Annotated in this window: 17 protein-coding genes; 8 read left to right on the top strand and 9 right to left on the bottom strand. The window is 57.4% G+C overall.

Going from position 1 to position 18,421, the window contains the following annotated elements; genetic code table 11:
- The first annotated feature begins 38 nt into the window (after positions 1-38).
- Both LIO64_RS09395 and LIO64_RS09390 read left to right on the top strand, forming a co-directional pair.
- The gene (locus tag LIO64_RS09395; RefSeq protein ID WP_290549182.1) at positions 39-2,192 is read left to right on the top strand and encodes a sulfatase-like hydrolase/transferase; all 2,154 of its coding nucleotides are present in this window, start codon (positions 39-41) and stop codon (positions 2,190-2,192) included.
- A gap of 9 nt (positions 2,193-2,201) precedes the next feature.
- Positions 2,202-2,834 (top strand): DUF805 domain-containing protein, encoded by a 633-nt coding sequence (locus LIO64_RS09390; RefSeq protein WP_290549181.1) that lies wholly within the window; start codon positions 2,202-2,204, stop codon positions 2,832-2,834.
- 33 nt (positions 2,835-2,867) lie between these two features.
- Here the strand turns inward: LIO64_RS09390 and LIO64_RS09385 are convergent, their stop codons facing one another.
- A complete protein-coding gene (locus LIO64_RS09385; RefSeq protein ID WP_290549180.1) occupies positions 2,868-3,845 on the bottom strand; it encodes a hypothetical protein in 978 nt (325 codons plus the stop codon).
- On the opposite strand from LIO64_RS09385, the gene LIO64_RS09380 reads away from it, so the two are divergent.
- A complete protein-coding gene (locus LIO64_RS09380; RefSeq protein WP_290549179.1) occupies positions 3,844-4,113 on the top strand; it encodes a hypothetical protein in 270 nt (89 codons plus the stop codon). The genes LIO64_RS09385 and LIO64_RS09380 overlap by 2 nt on opposite strands.
- Positions 4,114-4,204: 91 nt before the next feature.
- Here LIO64_RS09380 and gcvP read toward each other — a convergent pair whose 3' ends face one another.
- From gcvP to LIO64_RS09340, 8 genes are all read right to left on the bottom strand, one after another.
- The gene (gene gcvP / locus LIO64_RS09375; RefSeq protein ID WP_290549178.1) at positions 4,205-7,051 is read right to left on the bottom strand and encodes an aminomethyl-transferring glycine dehydrogenase; all 2,847 of its coding nucleotides are present in this window, start codon (positions 7,049-7,051) and stop codon (positions 4,205-4,207) included.
- Between the two features lie 96 nt (positions 7,052-7,147).
- On the bottom strand, positions 7,148-7,528 hold the full coding sequence (gcvH, locus tag LIO64_RS09370) for a glycine cleavage system protein GcvH (RefSeq protein WP_102711966.1): 381 nt from the start codon (positions 7,526-7,528) through the stop codon (positions 7,148-7,150).
- A gap of 70 nt (positions 7,529-7,598) precedes the next feature.
- A complete protein-coding gene (gene gcvT / locus LIO64_RS09365; protein WP_290549177.1) occupies positions 7,599-8,684 on the bottom strand; it encodes a glycine cleavage system aminomethyltransferase GcvT in 1,086 nt (361 codons plus the stop codon).
- 75 nt (positions 8,685-8,759) lie between these two features.
- Complete coding sequence (ychF, locus tag LIO64_RS09360) at positions 8,760-9,881, bottom strand: redox-regulated ATPase YchF (protein ID WP_290549176.1); 1,122 nt, start codon at positions 9,879-9,881, stop codon at positions 8,760-8,762.
- Between the two features lie 58 nt (positions 9,882-9,939).
- Positions 9,940-10,863, bottom strand: coding sequence for a D-alanyl-D-alanine carboxypeptidase family protein (locus LIO64_RS09355; protein WP_290549175.1), 924 nt, complete (start codon positions 10,861-10,863; stop codon positions 9,940-9,942).
- A gap of 613 nt (positions 10,864-11,476) precedes the next feature.
- Complete coding sequence (dprA, locus tag LIO64_RS09350; protein ID WP_290549174.1) at positions 11,477-12,595, bottom strand: DNA-processing protein DprA; 1,119 nt, start codon at positions 12,593-12,595, stop codon at positions 11,477-11,479.
- Positions 12,592-13,704, bottom strand: coding sequence for a glycosyltransferase (locus LIO64_RS09345; protein WP_290549173.1), 1,113 nt, complete (start codon positions 13,702-13,704; stop codon positions 12,592-12,594). Before LIO64_RS09345 ends, dprA begins: the two co-directional genes overlap by 4 nt.
- The gene (locus LIO64_RS09340; protein WP_290549172.1) at positions 13,701-14,624 is read right to left on the bottom strand and encodes an ELM1/GtrOC1 family putative glycosyltransferase; all 924 of its coding nucleotides are present in this window, start codon (positions 14,622-14,624) and stop codon (positions 13,701-13,703) included. Before LIO64_RS09340 ends, LIO64_RS09345 begins: the two co-directional genes overlap by 4 nt.
- Positions 14,625-14,677: 53 nt before the next feature.
- Here LIO64_RS09340 and queG point away from each other — a divergent pair, with 53 nt between their 5' ends.
- The 5 genes from queG (at position 14,678) to LIO64_RS09315 (ending at position 18,414) form a co-directional block, all read left to right on the top strand.
- Positions 14,678-15,787, top strand: coding sequence for a tRNA epoxyqueuosine(34) reductase QueG (queG, locus tag LIO64_RS09335; protein ID WP_290549171.1), 1,110 nt, complete (start codon positions 14,678-14,680; stop codon positions 15,785-15,787).
- Positions 15,788-15,905: 118 nt separating this feature from the next.
- Positions 15,906-16,283 carry a 30S ribosomal protein S13 gene (gene rpsM / locus LIO64_RS09330; protein WP_012419492.1) on the top strand — a complete coding sequence of 126 codons (378 nt, stop codon included), beginning with the start codon at positions 15,906-15,908 and terminating at the stop codon, positions 16,281-16,283.
- Between the two features lie 33 nt (positions 16,284-16,316).
- Positions 16,317-16,868: a 30S ribosomal protein S11 gene (gene rpsK / locus LIO64_RS09325; protein WP_343230501.1), complete on the top strand. Its 552-nt coding sequence runs from the start codon at positions 16,317-16,319 to the stop codon at positions 16,866-16,868.
- A gap of 32 nt (positions 16,869-16,900) precedes the next feature.
- Positions 16,901-17,512, top strand: coding sequence for a 30S ribosomal protein S4 (gene rpsD, locus LIO64_RS09320; RefSeq protein WP_290549170.1), 612 nt, complete (start codon positions 16,901-16,903; stop codon positions 17,510-17,512).
- Positions 17,513-17,661: 149 nt separating this feature from the next.
- Complete coding sequence (locus LIO64_RS09315; RefSeq protein ID WP_290549169.1) at positions 17,662-18,414, top strand: HAD family hydrolase; 753 nt, start codon at positions 17,662-17,664, stop codon at positions 18,412-18,414.
- Positions 18,415-18,421 lie beyond the last annotated feature (7 nt).

The raw sequence follows: 18,421 nt of genomic DNA, 5'->3' as shown, positions 1-18,421 counted from the left end.
TTTAACGTTTGTATTTTAATCACATTCCCATTTCCGAGATGAAGCTGCTGACTTTGCTGACCGTTCTGTTAACTGCTGCCGTTCCCTCCATGGCTGCTGTGGATAACGCCGTAAAAACTTCCGCCAAAACGGAAAAAGCCGCACGGCCCAATGTTATTTTCATTCTGGTGGACGATATGGGCTGGGGAGATCTCGATTCCAACTGGAGCCAGCAGAAATTGAATGGGCGGGTAGTGGACAGAAAGAACGAGTTTAAAACTCCGGCTTTGTCTGCTCTGGCGCGGGAGGGGATTCAGCTGCGCCGCCATTATTCTGCCGCTCCCGTTTGCGCTCCCGCACGCGCCTCCCTGCTGCTGGGGGTGCACCAGGGGACTTCCCGGGTGGTGAGAAACAACCGTTTTGACTACCCTATTGAAGATTCCCACACGCTGGGTACCGTGATGCGGGAGGCCGGCTATGACACCGCCGCCATCGGCAAATGGGGCGTGGGCGGCGGCGGCCAGAGCAATGGACCGGTGACGGGTGGGCCCCATCAGCGCGGGTTCAATTATTTTTACGGTATTCTGGACCATTTGGCCGGGCATTTCCATTATCCTTCCGAGTCCCGCGACATTTTCGAGTACAACGGTTATGCTTCCCGTCCCGAATGGAAGAATATCAAGAACCAGGTTCCGCAGACCGCCTATTCCACGGATCTGTTTGCGGCCCGCGCCAAGCAGTGGATTGTGGATCAGCGCAAATCCGCCCGCAAGACCGGCAAGCCCTTTTTCCTGTACCTGGCGTTTCCGGCTCCTCACGGCAACCTGGTGGTTCCGGGGACGCCTTATCCTTCCGGCGGCGGTTTGAAAGGCGGCCTGCAATGGGTGAAGAAGAATGGGACGGAATCCGTGAATACGGCTTTTGACGCCAGGGCGGAGAAGGACAAGGATACTTATATTTATCCGGATAATGCCCGTTTTCCGAATGATGTGGCCAAACGGCATTCCACGATGATCCGTCGCGTGGATGACGCTGTGGCGGATTTGATCCATCTGCTGAAGGATTTGAAGATCGACAACAATACGATGATTGTCTTTACGTCTGACAATGGCCCCCACAATGAAGGCGGCGCCGATCCCAAACACAGGCATGGAGCGCAGAATCCTCAGTTTTTCAAGAGTTACGGCATGATGGACGGCATTAAGCGCGACTGCTGGGAGGGCGGCATGCGCGTGCCCACGCTTGTACGCTGGCCCGCGCGCATCCCCAAGGGGCAGATCAGCTTGCAGCCCGGTCAGTTCCATGATTGGCTGGCTACGCTGGCGGATGTCGCCGGCGTGCCGGTTCCCGCCCGGAGCGACGGTGTTTCCCTGCTGCCGACGTTGACAGGCCATGCGGACCAGCAGAAGCCCGGTATTATTTATTCCGAATATAACGTCGGTGGCAAGACGCCGGGGTACAAGGATTTCCTGGGCGAACACAAGGGAGCGGAACGGGGCCAGCAGCAAATCGTTTTTGTGGACGGTTTGAAGGGGCTGCGTATGGGAATGAAGGATGCCGACAAGGATTTCATGATTTTCGATACCTTGAATGACCCGCAGGAGAGCAAGGACCTTGCCTCCTCCAAGCCGGAGCTTCAGGCTCGCATGAAGGCCGCCGCCTTGTCCAACCGCCGTGCCTCCCATCTTGCCAAGACGGTGTTTGATACGACGCTGGTGCCGGCCGTGGAGGTGAAGGGAACGCCCGGGTTGAAATGGTCCCTGTATGAAGGGGAGTTTCCCTGGGTTCCGGATTTCCGCCAGCTGAAGGGCCAGCCCGCTGCACACGGCGTGACTCCTTCTCCTTCCGTCAAGATGAACGGTCCCCGGAAGCGCGGCGTGGAGCTGACGGGATACTTGAATGTTCCCGCCGACGGGGAATACACGTTTTATCTGGCTACGGACGTGAATAAGGGCAGCAAGGCTTTTGTCCGCCTGCATGGCATGGAGTTGATTGATGCGGACAAGACGTACGAACCGGGAGCCGAGGTTTCCTCTGATTTGGGCGGACAGAAGAATCCCGTTTATTTGAAGGCCGGTCTGCATCCCATCCGGATTGGCTATGTGGGGAATGCCGGGCCCGCCTCCAAACTGACCTTGAAATGGGAAGGTCCCGGGTTGTCCAAGCAGGAGATACCCTCCTCTGCGTTCAGTTACGACGGCGCGGCCAAATAAAAGCTTCCCATGAGCGATCTTTATGAGTATCAGGCGATTGACGGCTCCTCCAAGGGGCCCGTGTCCCTGGTGCTTTTGTTGCAGGCCCGCAACCACGGCCGCCTGTCCAATCGGACTTTGGTAAGGAAGCTTCCTGACGGGAACTGGCAACCGCTGGCTGGCTTTATTCCTTCCATGACCGTGATGGATGACGATGGAGAGGCGACTGCCATGCCGGAATCCGGAGAAGAGTTCCAGCCCGCCCTCCCGCGCTGGAGCAGGGAAAAGTATTGGATGCGCACCATTAAGAAATGGAGCAGCTTTGAAGGGCGTGCCGGGAAGCAGGAGCTGCATGAGGTTTATTCCACCATGGGTGTCATATGGCTGCCTGCCGCCGCGGTCCTGTCCATCATGAAATGCGGCTTTTTTCCTTCTCTGTCTTCCTGGGCGGGGCTGCTCTATCCCTTGTTGTATGTGATGCTTGCCGTGGCGTTTATTCCTATGGGGGCTACCATGGTGCGCCGCCTCCATGATGTGGGAAGAAGCGGCTTTTACCTGGTGTTGCTGTCTGCTCCCGTTGTGGGCTGGCTGCTGCTGTGGTATATATGTTATGGGGAAAGCCAGATAGGAGAGAACAAGTACGGCGATCCTCCCTGGAATTAAGCGGAGAACCCTGTTGGTATTCCTTGATGAACATCATCTTGATGATGCGGAGGGATGCAAGTGGAACAGGTTAGGGATTTGATTGATAAGCCACTGTAAGGCAATCGCCAGAATCAGTGAACCCAGTACTGTAGATCCGTAAACGATCACATAGCTGTGTGTTCCATAAATTTCCCGGCTGAAATGGTAGCCGAAAATGAACCTGTGGCTGAGCCACATGAGAGCGGAATAGGTGCCCAGTAATGTCAATAGGCTGGTGAGATGAAGTTTATTTGTCAGATACGGCAGACACCAGAGACTGAAGAGAAATAGTAGAGTTAAGGTTTCTTCATAACAAAAACAGTAATAGTGAATAGTGATGATCTCAAAAGCTAGCGTCAAAAGGGCCATCCAAAATTTCCATGAAGAATTTTTGCTGAGATGAAGGGTAAAAAAGGCTGACATGCAACCAAAGATGAATAAAGGAATGAAATGTGGGAAATTGGGAATTTTTACATGAAGGTAGTTTGGATTTTCCATCGCCATGACTATTTGAGGCAATAGAGATAAAATCCACAGGGCGACTATGGAAAGGAGGGGGCTTTTGGCCTGCATGAAAAACGCGCAGGCTGGGAATAAAACAAGCGTGCCCACAGCGAAAAGCCCCATATACCACCAATCTAGGTAGCTGGGCCTGAGTCCTGATAAAGAAAGTATCCAACTTTCCCAGCCCAGGCTGCCGGGAGAAGGAAGCGTGGGAGCAGGTGCTGACCAGGAGATCAGGACGACTAGAAGAAGGCAAAACAGGTATATTTGCCAAAATTTAAAGTAATGAAGCACACCGATTTTAACGGAAGATAAAAAAGAGGTATTACGAGCCATTGTTATCGTCATGGCATAGCCTGTAATAAAAAAGAAGATGGCTACACAGATTTTAAAGATATCGGCATACTGGGTAAGACAGGGAGAAATCCAGGCCGTGTCCACTTCAGGAGGAAGAACATACAGACCGAAGGTATGGTGAAAAATCATGAAAAGAATTCCATATCCTTTTAGAATCATGGAATCTTCCTTGGAAAAAGAAAAGAATGTAAGGAAACGGGGCTGGAGAAAATCAGGAAGGGACGTCATCTGGAATCACCTCACCGGATTTTTAATCCGTAGTCAACGAAAAAATCTGAGGGAAAGTTGGTTAGGGGTAAGAGGAAGTATAAGGATAATAGGGGACGGCAAAATTCCTCTATTGCCCCTATTATCCTTATGTTCCCTATTAATAGGGAGATTTGATGATGATAACTGACTACGGATTAAAAATCCGGTTTCAAGATAAGAAAAGAGGGCTGTTCCAAATGAATGGAACAGCCCTCTGCAGGTTGAGATTGTCTTTGGTATTATCCCTCCACGGCTTTGGAGAATTCCTCTACCGTATCGCAGGTGCAGACGAGGTTGCGGTCTCCGTATACGTTGTCCACCCGGCCGACGTACGGCCAGAATTTGTGGATGCGCAGGCCGGGTACCGGATAGGCTGCCTCACTGCGGGAATAGGGGTGCGCCCATTCGTCGGCAGAGACCATTTCCGCCGTATGGGGAGAGTTTTTCAGGACGTTGTCTTCCTTGTCCGCCGTACCGTTGATGACGGCCATGATTTCCGCATGGATGCGTTCCATGGCTTCAATGAAGCGGTCCAGTTCTTCCTTGGGTTCCGATTCCGTGGGTTCCACCATCAGGGTGCCCGGAACGGGGAAGGACATGGTGGGGCCGTGGAAGCCGTAGTCCATGAGCCGCTTGGCAATGTCATCCACGGTGAGGCCGGCGTCATGGGTGAGCTGGCGCGGGTCCAGGATGCATTCATGAGCTACCAGGCCCTTGTTGCCGGAATAGAGGACCGGGAAGAGGTGGCCGAGTTTTCTGGCGATGTAGTTGGCGTTCAGAATAGCCATTTCCGTAGCTTCCTTGAGGCCTTCCGGTCCCATCATGGACAGGTACATCCAGCAGATGGCGGCGATGGAGGCGCTGCCCCAGGCCGCAGAGGCCACGGCACCTTCTTCGTTGCCCAATGCAAGGTGGCCGGGCAGGAAGGGAACGAGGTGTTCCGCCACGCCTATGGGCCCGATGCCGGGACCGCCGCCGCCGTGAGGCATCGCAAAGGTTTTATGCAGGTTCAGGTGGCAGACGTCAGCACCGATGCAGCCGGGGCAGGTCAGTCCCACCTGGGCGTTCATGTTGGCTCCATCCATGTACACCTGGCCGCCGTTGGCGTGAACGATGTCGCAGAGTTCCTTGATGGTCTGTTCATACACTCCGTGCGTGGAGGGATAGGTGACCATGATGCAGGAGAGGTTGTCCCGGTGGGCTTCCGCCTGGGCTTTCAGGTCGTCCATGTCGATGTTGCCGTTTTCGTCACATTTGACGGGCACCACCTTGAGGCCGGCCATGGCGGAGGAAGCGGGGTTGGTCCCATGGGCGGAGGTGGGGATGAGGCAGACGTCGCGGTGGCCTTCTCCGGCGTGTTTCTGATAGCGCCGGATAGCCAGCAGGCCCGCGTATTCTCCGGCCGCACCCGCGTTGGGCTGCAGGGAGACGGCGGCAAAGCCCGTGATTTTTGCCAGGCGGTCGGACAGGATGGAGAGCATTTCCCGGATGCCTTCCGACTGATCCGCTGGAACGAAGGGGTGCAGGGCGCTGGTTTCCGGCCACGTGATGGGGATCATCTCGGAAGCGGCGTTGAGCTTCATCGTGCAGGATCCCAGCGGGATCATGGCTTCATTCAGAGCCAGGTCCCGGGATTCCAGACGGTGGATGTAGCGCATCATTTCCGTTTCAGAGTGATAGGAGTTGAAGGCCGTTTCCGTGCAGAAGGGGGTTTGGCGCGTATGGACGGGTGCCCATGCGGGGGATTCGCAGCAGCAGACGGCGGAGGTTTCCGTGCCTGCAAGGGCGGTTGCCAGAGCCGCTACATCTGCGCAGGAGGCGGTTTCATCCAGAGAGATGGTGACGTGGTCCGCGTCCACCTTGCGGATGTTGTAGCCTGCTTCCAGAGTTTTCCGGACCATGGCGTCCGCCTGTCCGGGAACAGTCAGCAGCAGGGTGTCAAAGAAGTCCCTGTTTTCAATGGTGATGCCGGCGGTCGTGAGCGCCTTGTACAGGCTTTTGGTTTTCCGGTGGATTTCCGTGCCGATGCGCTTGAGGCCTTCCTGCCCGTGGTATACGGCGTAGAAGGCTGCCATCACGGCCAGAAGCACCTGGGCGGTACAGATGTTGGAGGTGGCCTTGTCACGGCGGATGTGCTGTTCCCGCGTTTGCAGGGCCAGGCGGTAGGCCGGGCGTCCCTGGGTGTCCAGGGACATTCCGATGAGGCGGCCGGGCATGCGGCGCTTCAGGGCGTCCGTGCAGGACATGTAGGCGGCATGAGGGCCTCCGAAGCCCATGGGAACGCCGAAGCGCTGCGTATTGCCGATGCAGATGTCAGCGCCGAAGGCGCCGGGTTCCCGAAGGACGGTAAGGGCCATGAGGTCCGCCGCCACGACGCAGAGCGCGCCCGTGGCATGTACGCGGGAGAAGAAGTCCGTATAGTCGCAGATGCGGCCGAGCGTATCCGGATATTGGACGAGCACTCCGGCCAGGTCCGCACCGATGGAGGCGGGATCAAAGGAGGCCCAGTCTCCCACCAGGATATTGACGCCCTGGAAGGCGGCGCGGGTGCGGATGACGCTGATGGTCTGCGGATGGCAGGTGTCCGCTACAAAGAAGGTGTTTGCCTTGGGGCGCGTGTTCCGGCACATGGTAACGGCTTCCGCCGCGGCGGTTCCTTCATCCAGCAGGGAGGCGTTCGCCACGGGCAGCCCCGTCAGGGAGGAGACCATGGTCTGGAAGTTCATGAGCATTTCCAGGCGCCCCTGGGCGATTTCCGGCTGATAGGGCGTGTAGGCCGTGTACCAGCCGGGATTTTCCAGAACATTGCGCAGAATGACGGATGGAGTGATGGTGCCGTAGTAGCCCTGGCCGATGAAGGTTTTCAGCAGCTTGTTTTTCCGGAGGATGGAACGGAGTTCCTCCAGGGCGTCCGTTTCCGATTTGGCCGCGGGGAGGTCCAGGGGGGCCTGCATCCGGATGTCTGCGGGAACGATGTCCGCAATGAGTTCATCAAGCGTCTGGTAGCCAAGGCTGTTGAGCATTTCCCGGCGTTCTTCCCCCTGGGGGCCTATGTGCCGGCTGGCAAAGTCTGAGTGGGTATTCATGTGGTATCTGGCAGGTAATGGAGGCCGGCCATGAGGGCCGGATTAAATTAAAATGCCCCGGGATGGAATCACCGGGGCGAAGGGAGGAGGAATGGATCAGGAGCAGTATTCCTCGTAGTCCGTGGCATTCATCATGTCTTCCGTTTCCGTGGGAACGTCCAGGCGGATTTTGTACAGCCAGCCGGCGCCGTAGGGATCGGAGTTGATGAGGGAAGGATCATTGGAGAGTTCTTCGTTCACTTCCAGAATTTCACCGGAAACGGGCGTATACACGTCGCTGGCGGCCTTGACGGATTCCACGACGGCGACGGGATCGCCGGCGGCAACGGTGGCTCCTACTTCGGGAAGGTCTACAAAGACTACATCGGAGAGTTCGGCCTGGGCATGGTCCGAGATACCGATGGTGCCGATGTCTCCGTCAATTTCAACCCATTCATGGTCCTTGGAATACAGCAGATTTTCTGGTACGTCGTGCATAAGATGTAATTGTTTGAGATGAGAGTGTAGTAAAATGCGGTGTTTGTCAGTTTATTTTTGCGCAGTAGTGTCAGCCTTTCTTATAAAAGGGTTTTTTAACCACCACGGCGGGGAATTTCCTTCCCCTTACGTCAATTTCCAGTTCCGTGCCGACCTTGGCATGGGCAGCAGGCAGGTAGGCCAAGGCGATGCCCTTCATCATGGAAGGAGAGAGCACGCCGCTGGTAAGTTCTCCGATGGCTTCCCCTCCGGGAACGTGAACAGCGTAATGGGCGCGGGGAGGCGCCCCCTTGCCGGTGTATTCAATGGCCACCAGCCGCTGGCTGAGTCCATTGGCTTTTTGTTCACGAAGAATGTCGGCGCCGATGAAGTCCGTATCCAGCGCGCAGAAGAAGCCGAGCCCGGCTTCCAGAGGCGTTTTGTCCGGAGCGAGGTCGGAACCGTTCAGAGGATAGCACATTTCCAGGCGCAGGCTGTCGCGGGCGCCCAGGCCGCAGGGCTTGGCTCCTGCGTTCAGGAAGGCTTCAAACCATTTGACGCCTTCTTGGGCCGGGCAGAAGAATTCAAACCCGTCTTCCCCGGTATAGCCGGTGCGGCAGACGATGAGGTCCGTTCCATCCACCGTGATGCGGGAGATGCCGTTGCGGGGCGGGAGCTCTACGCGGGGAATGACCCGGGCGAAAACTTCTCCGCATTTGGGACCCTGGACGGCCAGGCCCACGTATTCGTCGGAATGGTTTTCCAGCGTCACATCCGCAGGCTTGTGGGCGGAAAGCCACGCGAAGTCTTCATCAATCTTGGAGGCGTTCACCACCACGAAGAAGGTTTCCGGCTCCATCCGGTACAGGATGAGGTCATCAATGACGCCGGCCCGGTCGTTAAGCATGATGGAGTATTGCCCCTGGCCAATGTCCAGTTTATTGATGTCATTGGTCAGCATGGAGTTGAGCCATGCCGCTGCAGAAGAGCCGGCTACTGTGAACTGGCCCATATGGGAGATGTCAAAGATACCGCAGGCTTCGCGCACGGCTTTGTGTTCGTCCAGAATGCCGGTGTATTGTACGGGCATGTTCCAGCCGGCGAAGGGAACCATTCTGGCTCCCAGGTCAACGTGCTTGGCTGCCAGGGGTGTGGATTTGACGTCGGAATCAGTCATGGGAAGGTGTAAAAGTTATGAGCAATCTGCTCTCTGCATTAGAAAAAGTCAATGGAATTCCGGCAGGGGTCCGGGCTAGACATTGAAGCGGAATTCGACCACGTCTCCGTCCTTGACGACATATTCCTTTCCTTCGATGCGCAGCTTGCCGTGTTCTCGCGCGCCGGCCTTGCCGCCGCAGGACACGAGGTCGTCGTAATGCACCACTTCCGCAGCGATGAAGCCGCGTTCAAAGTCCGTGTGGATGACGCCTGCCGCCTGGGGGGCCTTGGCCCCGGCCGGGATGGTCCAGGCGCGCGTTTCCTTGACGCCGGTGGTGAGGTAGGTGCGCAGGCCCAGAAGATGGTACACGGCGCGGATGAGGTCGGAAACGCCGGAGTCCTGCACGCCGAGGGATTCCAGGAATTCACGGGCTTCTTCCTCCGAGACGTCGATGAGTTCTTCTTCAATCCTGGCGGAGATGACAATGGCTTCCGCGTTGTGGTGCTCCGCCACGTATTTTTTCACCTGGGAAACGTAGGGATGGGCGTCCGGGTTGTTGATGGCGTCCGCCAGTTCGTCTTCATTGACGTTGCAGGCAAAGATGCTTTTTTTGTCTGAAAGGAGCTGGAAGGAATGAAGCAGCTTGCGTTCGTCGTCGTCCAGCTGCGCTTCAAAGGTAAGGGCCGGGTTGCCTTCATTCAGGTGGGGCAGCAGCTTGGTAATGAGGGCAACTTCCGCCTTGGCTTCCTTGTCTCCGCTGCGGGCTTTGCGTTCCCGGGAGGAGAGCCTTTTGTCCATGGTGGCGATGTCCGCCAGAATGAGCTCCGAGTTGATGATTTCAATGTCGCGCAGGGGATCCACGGATCCGAGTTCGTGAATGATGTCATCATTGTCAAAGCAGCGCACTACCTGCACGATAGCGTCCACTTCACGAATGTTCGCCAGGAACTGGTTGCCCAGGCCGGCTCCTTCCGAGGCTCCCTTGACGAGGCCGGCAATGTCCACAAATTCAATGAGCGTGGGAATGATTTTTTCAGAACCGGACATGTCGGAAAGCACCTGCAGGCGGGAGTCCGGCACGGTGACCATGCCTACGTTCGGGTCAATGGTGCAGAAGGGATAATTGGCCGCCTGGGCCTTGCGGGTCCGGGTGACCGCATTGAAGAGGGTGGATTTGCCGACGTTGGGGAGACCTACAATACCTGCCTGTAACATAGGCAGGACTGATAGCGGGTCACGCCGTGAAAGTCAAATACCAATTGCCGCCGGGTGCTTATACGGCGTCCCCCAGGGCCCATTTGATCAGGTTTTCCGATTCCGCCCAGATGCGGGACGGGTGGCAGCCAAGGACGACGACGATGACATGGCGTCCGTTGAAGCCTGCGGAGGAGACCAGGCAGCGGCCGGCGGCGTTCGTGTACCCGGTTTTCATGCCGGTGACCCAGGAGTGCTGGGTAAGCAGTTTGTTGGTGTTCCTCAGCAGAAGCGTCTTGCCGTTGGCGCGGGTGAAGGCGTATTCACGTTTGCAGATGATGTTGCGCAGTTCCGGGTTGCGATAGACGTAGTAGGCGCAGCGGGCCATGTCAATAGCCGTGGAGTATTGGTCTGCTGGAAGGCCGTTGGGGTTGACGAAGCGGGAGTTGTACATGCCCATCTGGCGCGCCTTGGCATTCATCAGCTGGGCAAAACGGGGGACGGAACCCGCCGTGTCGCGGGCCAGGGCCAGGGCCACGTCATTGAAGCTGCGGATCATCAGGGCATTGAGCAATTCCCGGCGGGAGTAGACTTCTCCAGCGCGGAAGCCCAGCTTGGTGGGGTCTGCCTTGGTATCGGAAGGCTGGATAACTACTTTGTTGTCCAGGCTGCCGTGTTCGAGAACAACCATGGCCGTTACAAGTTTCTGGGTGCTGGCTACCTGGCGGTGCTGCTGGCCGTTATGGGAGAAGAGGACTTTTCCAGTGAGGGCATCCATCACGCAGGCGCTGGCGCAGCGCGGCGTGCGCGGGGCGCTCGGAGGAATAGCTACCGGGCGCGTGGGAAAGTTTGCGGGGCGGGGAAGGGCGCTGGAGACGGGCTGGGAAAGCTGTGGGGGGACAGGCGTTGCAAGGGGGATGTAATCACTTGAGTCCCCATACGATTGGCAGCTCGTGGAGCTCAGGCAAAGGGTGAATCCTGCGAGAAGGGCGAACAAACGCATGTCTTGTTGCTACAGTAAGAAGTTTCATTCATCAAGCCCAAACTCCGCATTGGAAAGGGAGTTGGGCAAAAAAAGGCCGCGGTTATTTGATCCGCGGCCTTTTCTCTCTATTAACTACCTATGGAACCAAAAACCACCCTGGACGGATTTCGAGTTATTTTTCCCACCCGTTGGATAGATCTTGTAAGGGGTGAGACTTTCTGCCGTGAAGAGATGTTCAAAATATGTCTCTAAATAATTATTTTTTTAAGAAGTGTTCTTGAGCGTCATTATTTTATGATTAATGTAAGCATGTTATGTTATTGATGCATCCGTTTTTCCTGCTGCGGGAGTGAACGATGTTCCGTATGTCTGGAAGGAGAAAGCTTCCTCTTCTTTGTGGTTGTTTCATTTCGGGAATCATCATGGTCAGGAAATAATTTGGCGGGTGTTTTACGATATTTGAGGATGTACGTTTTATACCCGGGAAGAAGGTTTTGGAACCGGACTTGTCAAAACCATGAACAGAGGGAAGGAGATGACGTGTCCGGTGGCTCCTTTGGCAACCCGGTTAGGGGAGGATGTCCTGATGCGTGTCTGGATTTCCCCTTGGTGGCAGAGGGCGGGGGCCTGTTCAGCGTGTCCTGCGGTTGATGGAAAAATATCCGCCGGAATCCGGCGTGATTTGCCCTGCAATCTGCATTCTGGACAAAAGGGGAGTGATGGCGCATGCCGGTTTCCCCAGGGAGGAGCAGAGGGTGTCAATGGTGTTGAACCCCAGTCTGACGGCGTGCAGGATTTCTTCTTCCTCCGGGGTGGGCGGTTCCGGATGTTCGGAAGGGGTGGGAGAGAAGAGCGGCAGCCCCTGTTCCGGAGCAGTCCATTTCATGTCATGCAGGATGTCGGAGGCGCTGGAGGCCAGGATGGCGCCGTCCCGGATGAGGGCATGGCATCCGTCGGAAGAATGACGGTCAACCGGTCCGGGGATGCAGAACACGTCCCGCCCCTGTTCTCCCGCCAGCCGGGCCGTGATCAGGGCTCCGCTGCGTTCGGAGGCTTCCACCACCAGCGTGGCGCGGCTCCAGCCGCTCACGATGCGGTTGCGCATGGGAAAAGTGGTGCGGGAAGGTGGCATATCCATCGGGAATTCGGAGACTACCGCTCCATGTCCGTCTGCAATGCGTTGCGCCAGGTTCCTGTTTTCCTGCGGATAAAGCCTGTTGAGGCCAGCCCCGATAACGGCGATGGTGCGGCCGTGTGCAGCCAGGGCGCCCGTATGCGCCTCCGTGTCCACGCCGCGCGCCAGTCCGGAGATGACGGTTATCCCCGCTTCCGCCAGGTCATGGGAGATGGTTTTGGCACATAGCCTGCCATAATGGGTAGCCATACGGGAGCCTACGACGGCGATGGAACGTGCAGAGTCCTCTGTGGTCCAGGATCCCCAGGAGTAAAGGACGATGGGCGGATCCTCCAGGTCACGCAGGGCGGAGGGATAGGCGGCGTCAAAGATTGTAGTTACTGCGGCTCCCGCCTTGTCCGCCAGTTCCAGCTCCCGGCAGGGATTGACGATGCTGCGCCAGGAGGAAATGGAGCGCGCCAGCTGTGTTCCAATGCCGGGAATTTCCATCAGCATGGAGGCAGGGGCTTCCAGAATCAGTTCCGGAGAGGCGAATACCTGCATGAGGCGCATGACCCTGACTGGTCCCAGCCCCGGTATCAGGTTCAGGGCGATGGCGGCTTCCTGGGGCGTCATGAATAAGGGGTCAGTTCCTTGTAAACGTCCAGGTGGGCCTGGATCATGTCGTCTATATTATAAGGGGACGGAATTTGCCGGGGCAGGGGCGGGGGCTGGGCATACCAGCGGGCCAGCAGATCAGCCATGGCGGAGGTGTCCCCTACGCCGATGTTCCCCTCCGGCAGAAAGGCATCCAATTGTTCCTTGACTCCGCCGTGGGCGTATCCGGCCACGGGCCTGCCCAGGGCGAGCGCTTCCAGGGTTGATTTGCCGAAGGCCTCCGGGCTTTTGGTCAGGGAGAGGGTGACGGAACAGGCGGAGATGATGTCCCGGAGGTCCTGGCGGTGACCGGTCCATGTGAAGGCATTGGAGACGCCGGCGCGCTCAATTTCCCGTAGAACTTCGTTTTTATATTCTTCCTTTCCCTTTTTAGTCTCTCCCACCATGACGGCATGGGCGGGAATACCCTGTTCCACAAGCTTCCTGATGACGGGGATCAGGTCCAGCTGGCCTTTCAGGCGGGTGATGCGGCCCGGCAGGCACAGGGTAAATTTCCCCTTGAGCTCAGGATAGGCCATGTACCAGCCCGTGAGCCATTCCCGGGATGGTGAATAGCCAGGATAGTGCTGGTCCGGGGAAATGGCGTTGGGGATGATTCTGATATGGTCCTCCGGGGTGGAGGGATAGTGGGAAAGGACGTAGTCCCTGATGCAGCTGGATACGGCAATCACCCGTTCCCCCCGGCTCATGATGGCGGAGTACCGGTTGACGGAGTAGAAGCCGTGCACGCTGGTGACGAGGCCGGGGCGGTCTTCGGGCGGAAGTTTTTTCCACGCCAGGTAGCCCACCCAGGCCGGAACGCGGGAATGGAGATGCAGGATATCCGGCCTGATGGCCTGGAGCAGGGCGCGCAGGGCTCCGATGCGGAGGAAGGTGGCAAGGCTTTTTTTACCGATCGGCATCAGGATGTGGCGGGAGCCTTCCTTTTCCAGCTGAGGCACCAGGCGTCCTCCTCCGGAGACGACGATGTTTTCCACTCCCCGGGCGGAAAGGCCGCTGCCCAGTTCCATGACGACCTGTTCCACGCCGCCGGATTCCATGGAGGGGACGAGATGTACTATTTTCATAAGGCGTGTGGTTGGGGGAAGAATCTGGTGAGGATGTAGTCTGCGGCGCGGTCCGCTTCCAGGAGGGGAGCGCCGGGCGCTGCCAGATGAAAGCCATGGGTTTTCCATGCCCGGTATCCGGTGATCAAGACTTCCTTTTCCAGCATTTCCAGGCCGGACAGGATGCGGGATTTACGGTTGCCGTGGCGGCGGGGTACGGACAGGACGCCTACGGGCGCGCCGGCGCCCAGCGCTTCATATACCATGGAGACGCTGTCCTGGCTGACCCAGGTGGCGGAAGCGTGCGCCAGATGCCGGGCCACCCAGCCCGGCTGGGTTTCCTCCACGGGAACGACGGTGATTTCCGGAACGGCCGTCCGGATTTTTTCCGCAAAGCCTGCCGGCGTCCGGCGCGACGTGGTCAGCACGATATTGCCGGGGGTGTGGATGCTGATGTCCGAAAGCTGGTTGAGCATGGTTTCGTCATCCCAGTCAAAGTCCTTGCTGGGGCCTCCGATGAGGATCAGGGTAATGTCTTTCGGGATGGAAGGGTCCGGCCTCATGGGGTGGAGCGCTCCCAGGGTGGGGAAGATGCCCGTATCCGTGTAGTCGCGCCCGGGATGCAGGTCATGGCGGGGGATGAGGCAGAGATCAAAGAAGGTGCAGGGAAGCGTGGGCTTCATGCAGACGATGGCCCGGGTCTTGAAGTGGTGGCGCGCGCAGATGAGGGGGATGTGCGTGGCGTGGCCGGCGGAGATGAACAGGTCCGGCTGCGGCGTTTCGTCTCCGGAGACGACCTTCCGGATTTTTCCCAGAAGGGAAAGTCCCTGCAGGTCCACCGTTTCCATGGTTCCCCCTGCCTTGGCGATCAGGGCCTGGGCCAGCCCCAGGGACTGGTTGAGGTGGCCCTGTTTCCCATCGCTCAGAATCCGGATGTTCATATAGGTCTATTATGAGACGGCATCAGGGTGCAGGCAATCCAATTTCTGCCGGAGTGAAGAAAATTCTTGGTAGAGGAGACTCTCTTGTCCATGATGCGGGCGTGCTGACGCCGGATCCCGCTGTTATTAAAGATTCCCTGTGCGCCGTATCCCGGCAGCTTGGGTTTTCCGGCTGCCGGGTGGCCCGGGCGGGAAAGTGCCCGCATGCGGAAAAATTGTTCCAATGGCTGGAACGGGGCTGGCACGCCGGAATGGAATGGATGGCCCGTTCCCCGGAGCGGCGTGCCAATCCCGGGGAAGTGCTTCCCGGCTGCCGTTCCGTCATTTGCCTGTCTTATGATTACGATAGTCCTGCCGTGCGTCCGGAGAGGGAGGGGAGCATTTGCCTGTACGCGCATGGGAGGGATTACCACGGCATCGTGGAAGAGAAGCTGGCGGATTTGGTTGAACTGCTTTCCCTTTATGGCGGCGAGCAGAAGGGATATGTGGACGCCGGCCCTGTCATGGAGCGGGACCATGCGGAGGCATGCGGTCTGGGGTGGCGCGGAAGGAGCGGCCTGATCGTGCGCAGGAAGGGAGGCTCCCGTTTTTTCATCGCCACCCTGCTGACCACGCTGGAACTGGAACCGGACGCTCCGGTTTCCCACGGGTGCGGAAGCTGCCGCCGCTGCGTGGACCTGTGCCCCACGGGCGCGATCATGGAAAACGGCCAGGTGGATGCCGGCCGCTGCCTTTCCTATTGGACGATTGAACACCGGGGCTCCATTCCGGAAGAAATCCGGCCCCTGATAGGATCTCGCCTGTATGGATGCGATACCTGCGTGACCGTCTGCCCCTGGAACCGGAAATCCCTGCCGGAGGCGGACGAACGGTTCCGCATGTCCCGCCTGCTGGCTTCCATTCCCCTGCGCGATCTGCTTTCCCTGGATGCCGATGGCTTTGCGGACCTGTTCCGTCATTCCCCCGTGAAAAGAATTAAACGGGAGGGGTTGCTGCGCAACGGATGCATTGTGCTGGGGAATGCCGGAACTCCGGATGACATTGGTTTTTTGAAGTCGCTTTCCGGAGAGTCCCCCCTAGTGGCGGAACACGCTTCCTGGGCGGCGGATCGCATTCTGCGCCGCCATGGGCAGGATGCATGTTCAAGCGGCGCAAGAGATTAAAAATAGAAAAAATGACGTTTTGCTCTTGTCAAAACCTCAAATTATGGTATCCATCTTGCCCCAAGCAATAGCTCTGCGCGAGGCAGAGAAAAATAACAGCTAGCAAATCCAATCCATTATGGCACGCCTTTTCGGTACAGAAATACCCAACGAGAAGCGCATCGAGGCTTCCCTTCCGTATATTTACGGAATCGGTCGCTCGACTTCTAAGAGAATCCTGGAACAAGCAGGCATCAATCCCGACATCCGTACGGGACAGCTTACCGACGAACAACTCACGAAGATTGTTCAAGTGATCACCACCGACGGCATCCTGATTGAAGGTGACCTTCGTCGTGAAAAGCAATCCATTCTCAAGCGTCTGACTTCCATCAACTGCTATCGCGGTCAGCGTCACCGCCGCGGCCTTCCGGTCCGTGGTCAGCGTACCCGCACGAATGCCCGTACCCGTAAAGGCAAGAAGAAGACCGTTGGCGCGCAGGCCAAGAAGAAGTAATCCGGCACCTGAATTTTTATATATAGCTTTACTATGGCTAGCGAAGAAATCACCAACGAAACCGCCGAACAGCCTGTGGAAGCGGCAGCTCCCGCTCCCGCCGCTGAAACTCCGGCCGCCACTGCTCCCGCCCCTGAAGAAATCAAGAAGCCTGAACCCCGCAAGGACATTTTTGCAGAGCTCGGCCTGGGCGGAGATGACGACAAGCCCAAAATCCTGAAGGCCAAGGGCAGCAAGAACGTTTCCACCGGCGTGGTTCATGTTTCCTCCACGTTCAACAACACCGTCGTGACCGTCACCGACCAGCGCGGCAACGTGATCGGCTGGTCTTCCGCCGGCAAGATGGGCTTCAAGGGCTCCCGCAAGAGCACGGCTTACGCCGGCCAGGTGGTGTGCCAGGACGCCTGCCGCCAGGCCATGGGCCACGGTCTGCGTGAAGTGGAAGTGCGCGTAAAGGGACCTGGTTCCGGTCGTGAATCCGCCGTGCGTGCCGTGCAGACGATCGGTATTGAAATCACCTCCATCAAGGACGTGACCCCCATTCCCCACAACGGCTGCCGTCCTCCTAAGGCCCGCCGCGTCTAATTGAACCCTTTTACCTATAGATCTAATATATCATGGCTCGTTATACCGGTCCCCGCGATAAAGTGTCCCGCCGTTTTGGCGTTGCTCTTTTCGGTTCCACCAAGGCTCTTGAAAAGCGCCCCTTCCCTCCCGGCCAGCATGGCATGCGCGCCGGCCGCAAGAAGAAGTCCGACTATGGCGTGATGCTTGCAGAAAAGCAGAAGCTGCGTTTCCAGTACGGTGTGCTTGAAGGCCAGTTCCGCAAGTATTATGCAGAAGCCGCCCGCCGCCGCGGCATTACCGGCGACATCCTGCTTCAGCTCCTTGAACTCCGTCTGGACAACGTTGTGTACCGCCTCGGTTTCAGCAACACCCGCGCCGGCGCCCGTCAGCTCGTTTCCCACGGCCATATCACCGTGAACGGCAAGAAGACGAACGTGGCGTCCTACTCCTGCCGTCCTGGCGATGTGATCGCCGTTGGCGGGAAGGCTTCCTCCCAGCAGCTGGCCACCCGTTCCCTTGACCTGACCCAGGCCACTGTGGTTCCGGATTGGCTGGAATGCGACCGCGACAAGCTCACGGGCAAGATTGCCCGCGTGCCTTCCAAGGAAGAGATTGCTCCCATTGTCAACGAGCAGCTCATCGTGGAATTCTATTCCCGTTAATCCTGTTCCTTTTGGATTTGCTTTAAAACCCCGGCTGCCTTTCGGTGGCCGGGGTTTTGGCGTTCAGGGGGAGGGTGAGTTGAGAGTTGAGAGTTGAGAGTTGAGAGTTGAGAGTTGAGAGTTGAGAGTTGAGAGTATAGGATGGCGGCATGACGGATGAAAGGAAGGAAGGGGGGCTTGCCCTGTTTGACATGGATGGCACGCTCCTGCCGTGGGATACGCAGTATGTATTCTCCTGCTTTGTGGTTCGGCGGCATCCCTGGAGGCGGTTGCTGCTGTTGTTTTATCTGGCCTGCCTTCCACTGTTTTTCCTGGGGATATGGGATGAGACCCGGATGAAAAGGGCGTTCCTTTGTTATTTGTGGAGGCTCCCTGCGGAAACGGTTCTTCAATACGGAAGGGAATTTGCGGGGCTGGCGGAGGCCTGGATTTATCCCGAGTTGCGGGAACGGCTTCAGAAGCACCGGGAAGAGGGAGATGCATGCGTCATGGTATCCGCCTCCCCATCCTTTTATACGGAACCCCTGGGAAGGCTTCTGGGTTTTGATGCCGTTCTGGGAACGGATGTGGTGCTTGATGGCCGTATGCCCCTGATGCCGGAACTTCCATTGGGGAACAACAAGGGGAAGGTCAAGGTGGAGCGTTTGCGGAGCATGGGCCTTTTGCCGGAGCAAGGTGTGCGGAAGGATTCTATCGCCTACAGTGACAGTGCCGCGGATATTCCCATGCTGCTTGCCTGTCGCCGCCAGGTGCTGGTGAATCCGTCCCGGAATTTGAAAAAAGATGCCCGGCTGGCCGGAGCCGAATGCCTGTATCCCCCCTCGCCCTGGAGAAGCCCGCAGGAGAAGAAATGGAAGATTGTTTTATTTGTCATGGGGATGATTAGTATAAAAGATAAATAATCAGCGA

This window comes from Akkermansia sp. (genome assembly GCF_020860705.1).
Lineage (GTDB): Bacteria > Verrucomicrobiota > Verrucomicrobiia > Verrucomicrobiales > Akkermansiaceae > Akkermansia.
The sequence above is the reverse complement of the archived record's forward strand: the minus strand, read 5'-3'. Positions and strand labels throughout refer to the sequence as shown.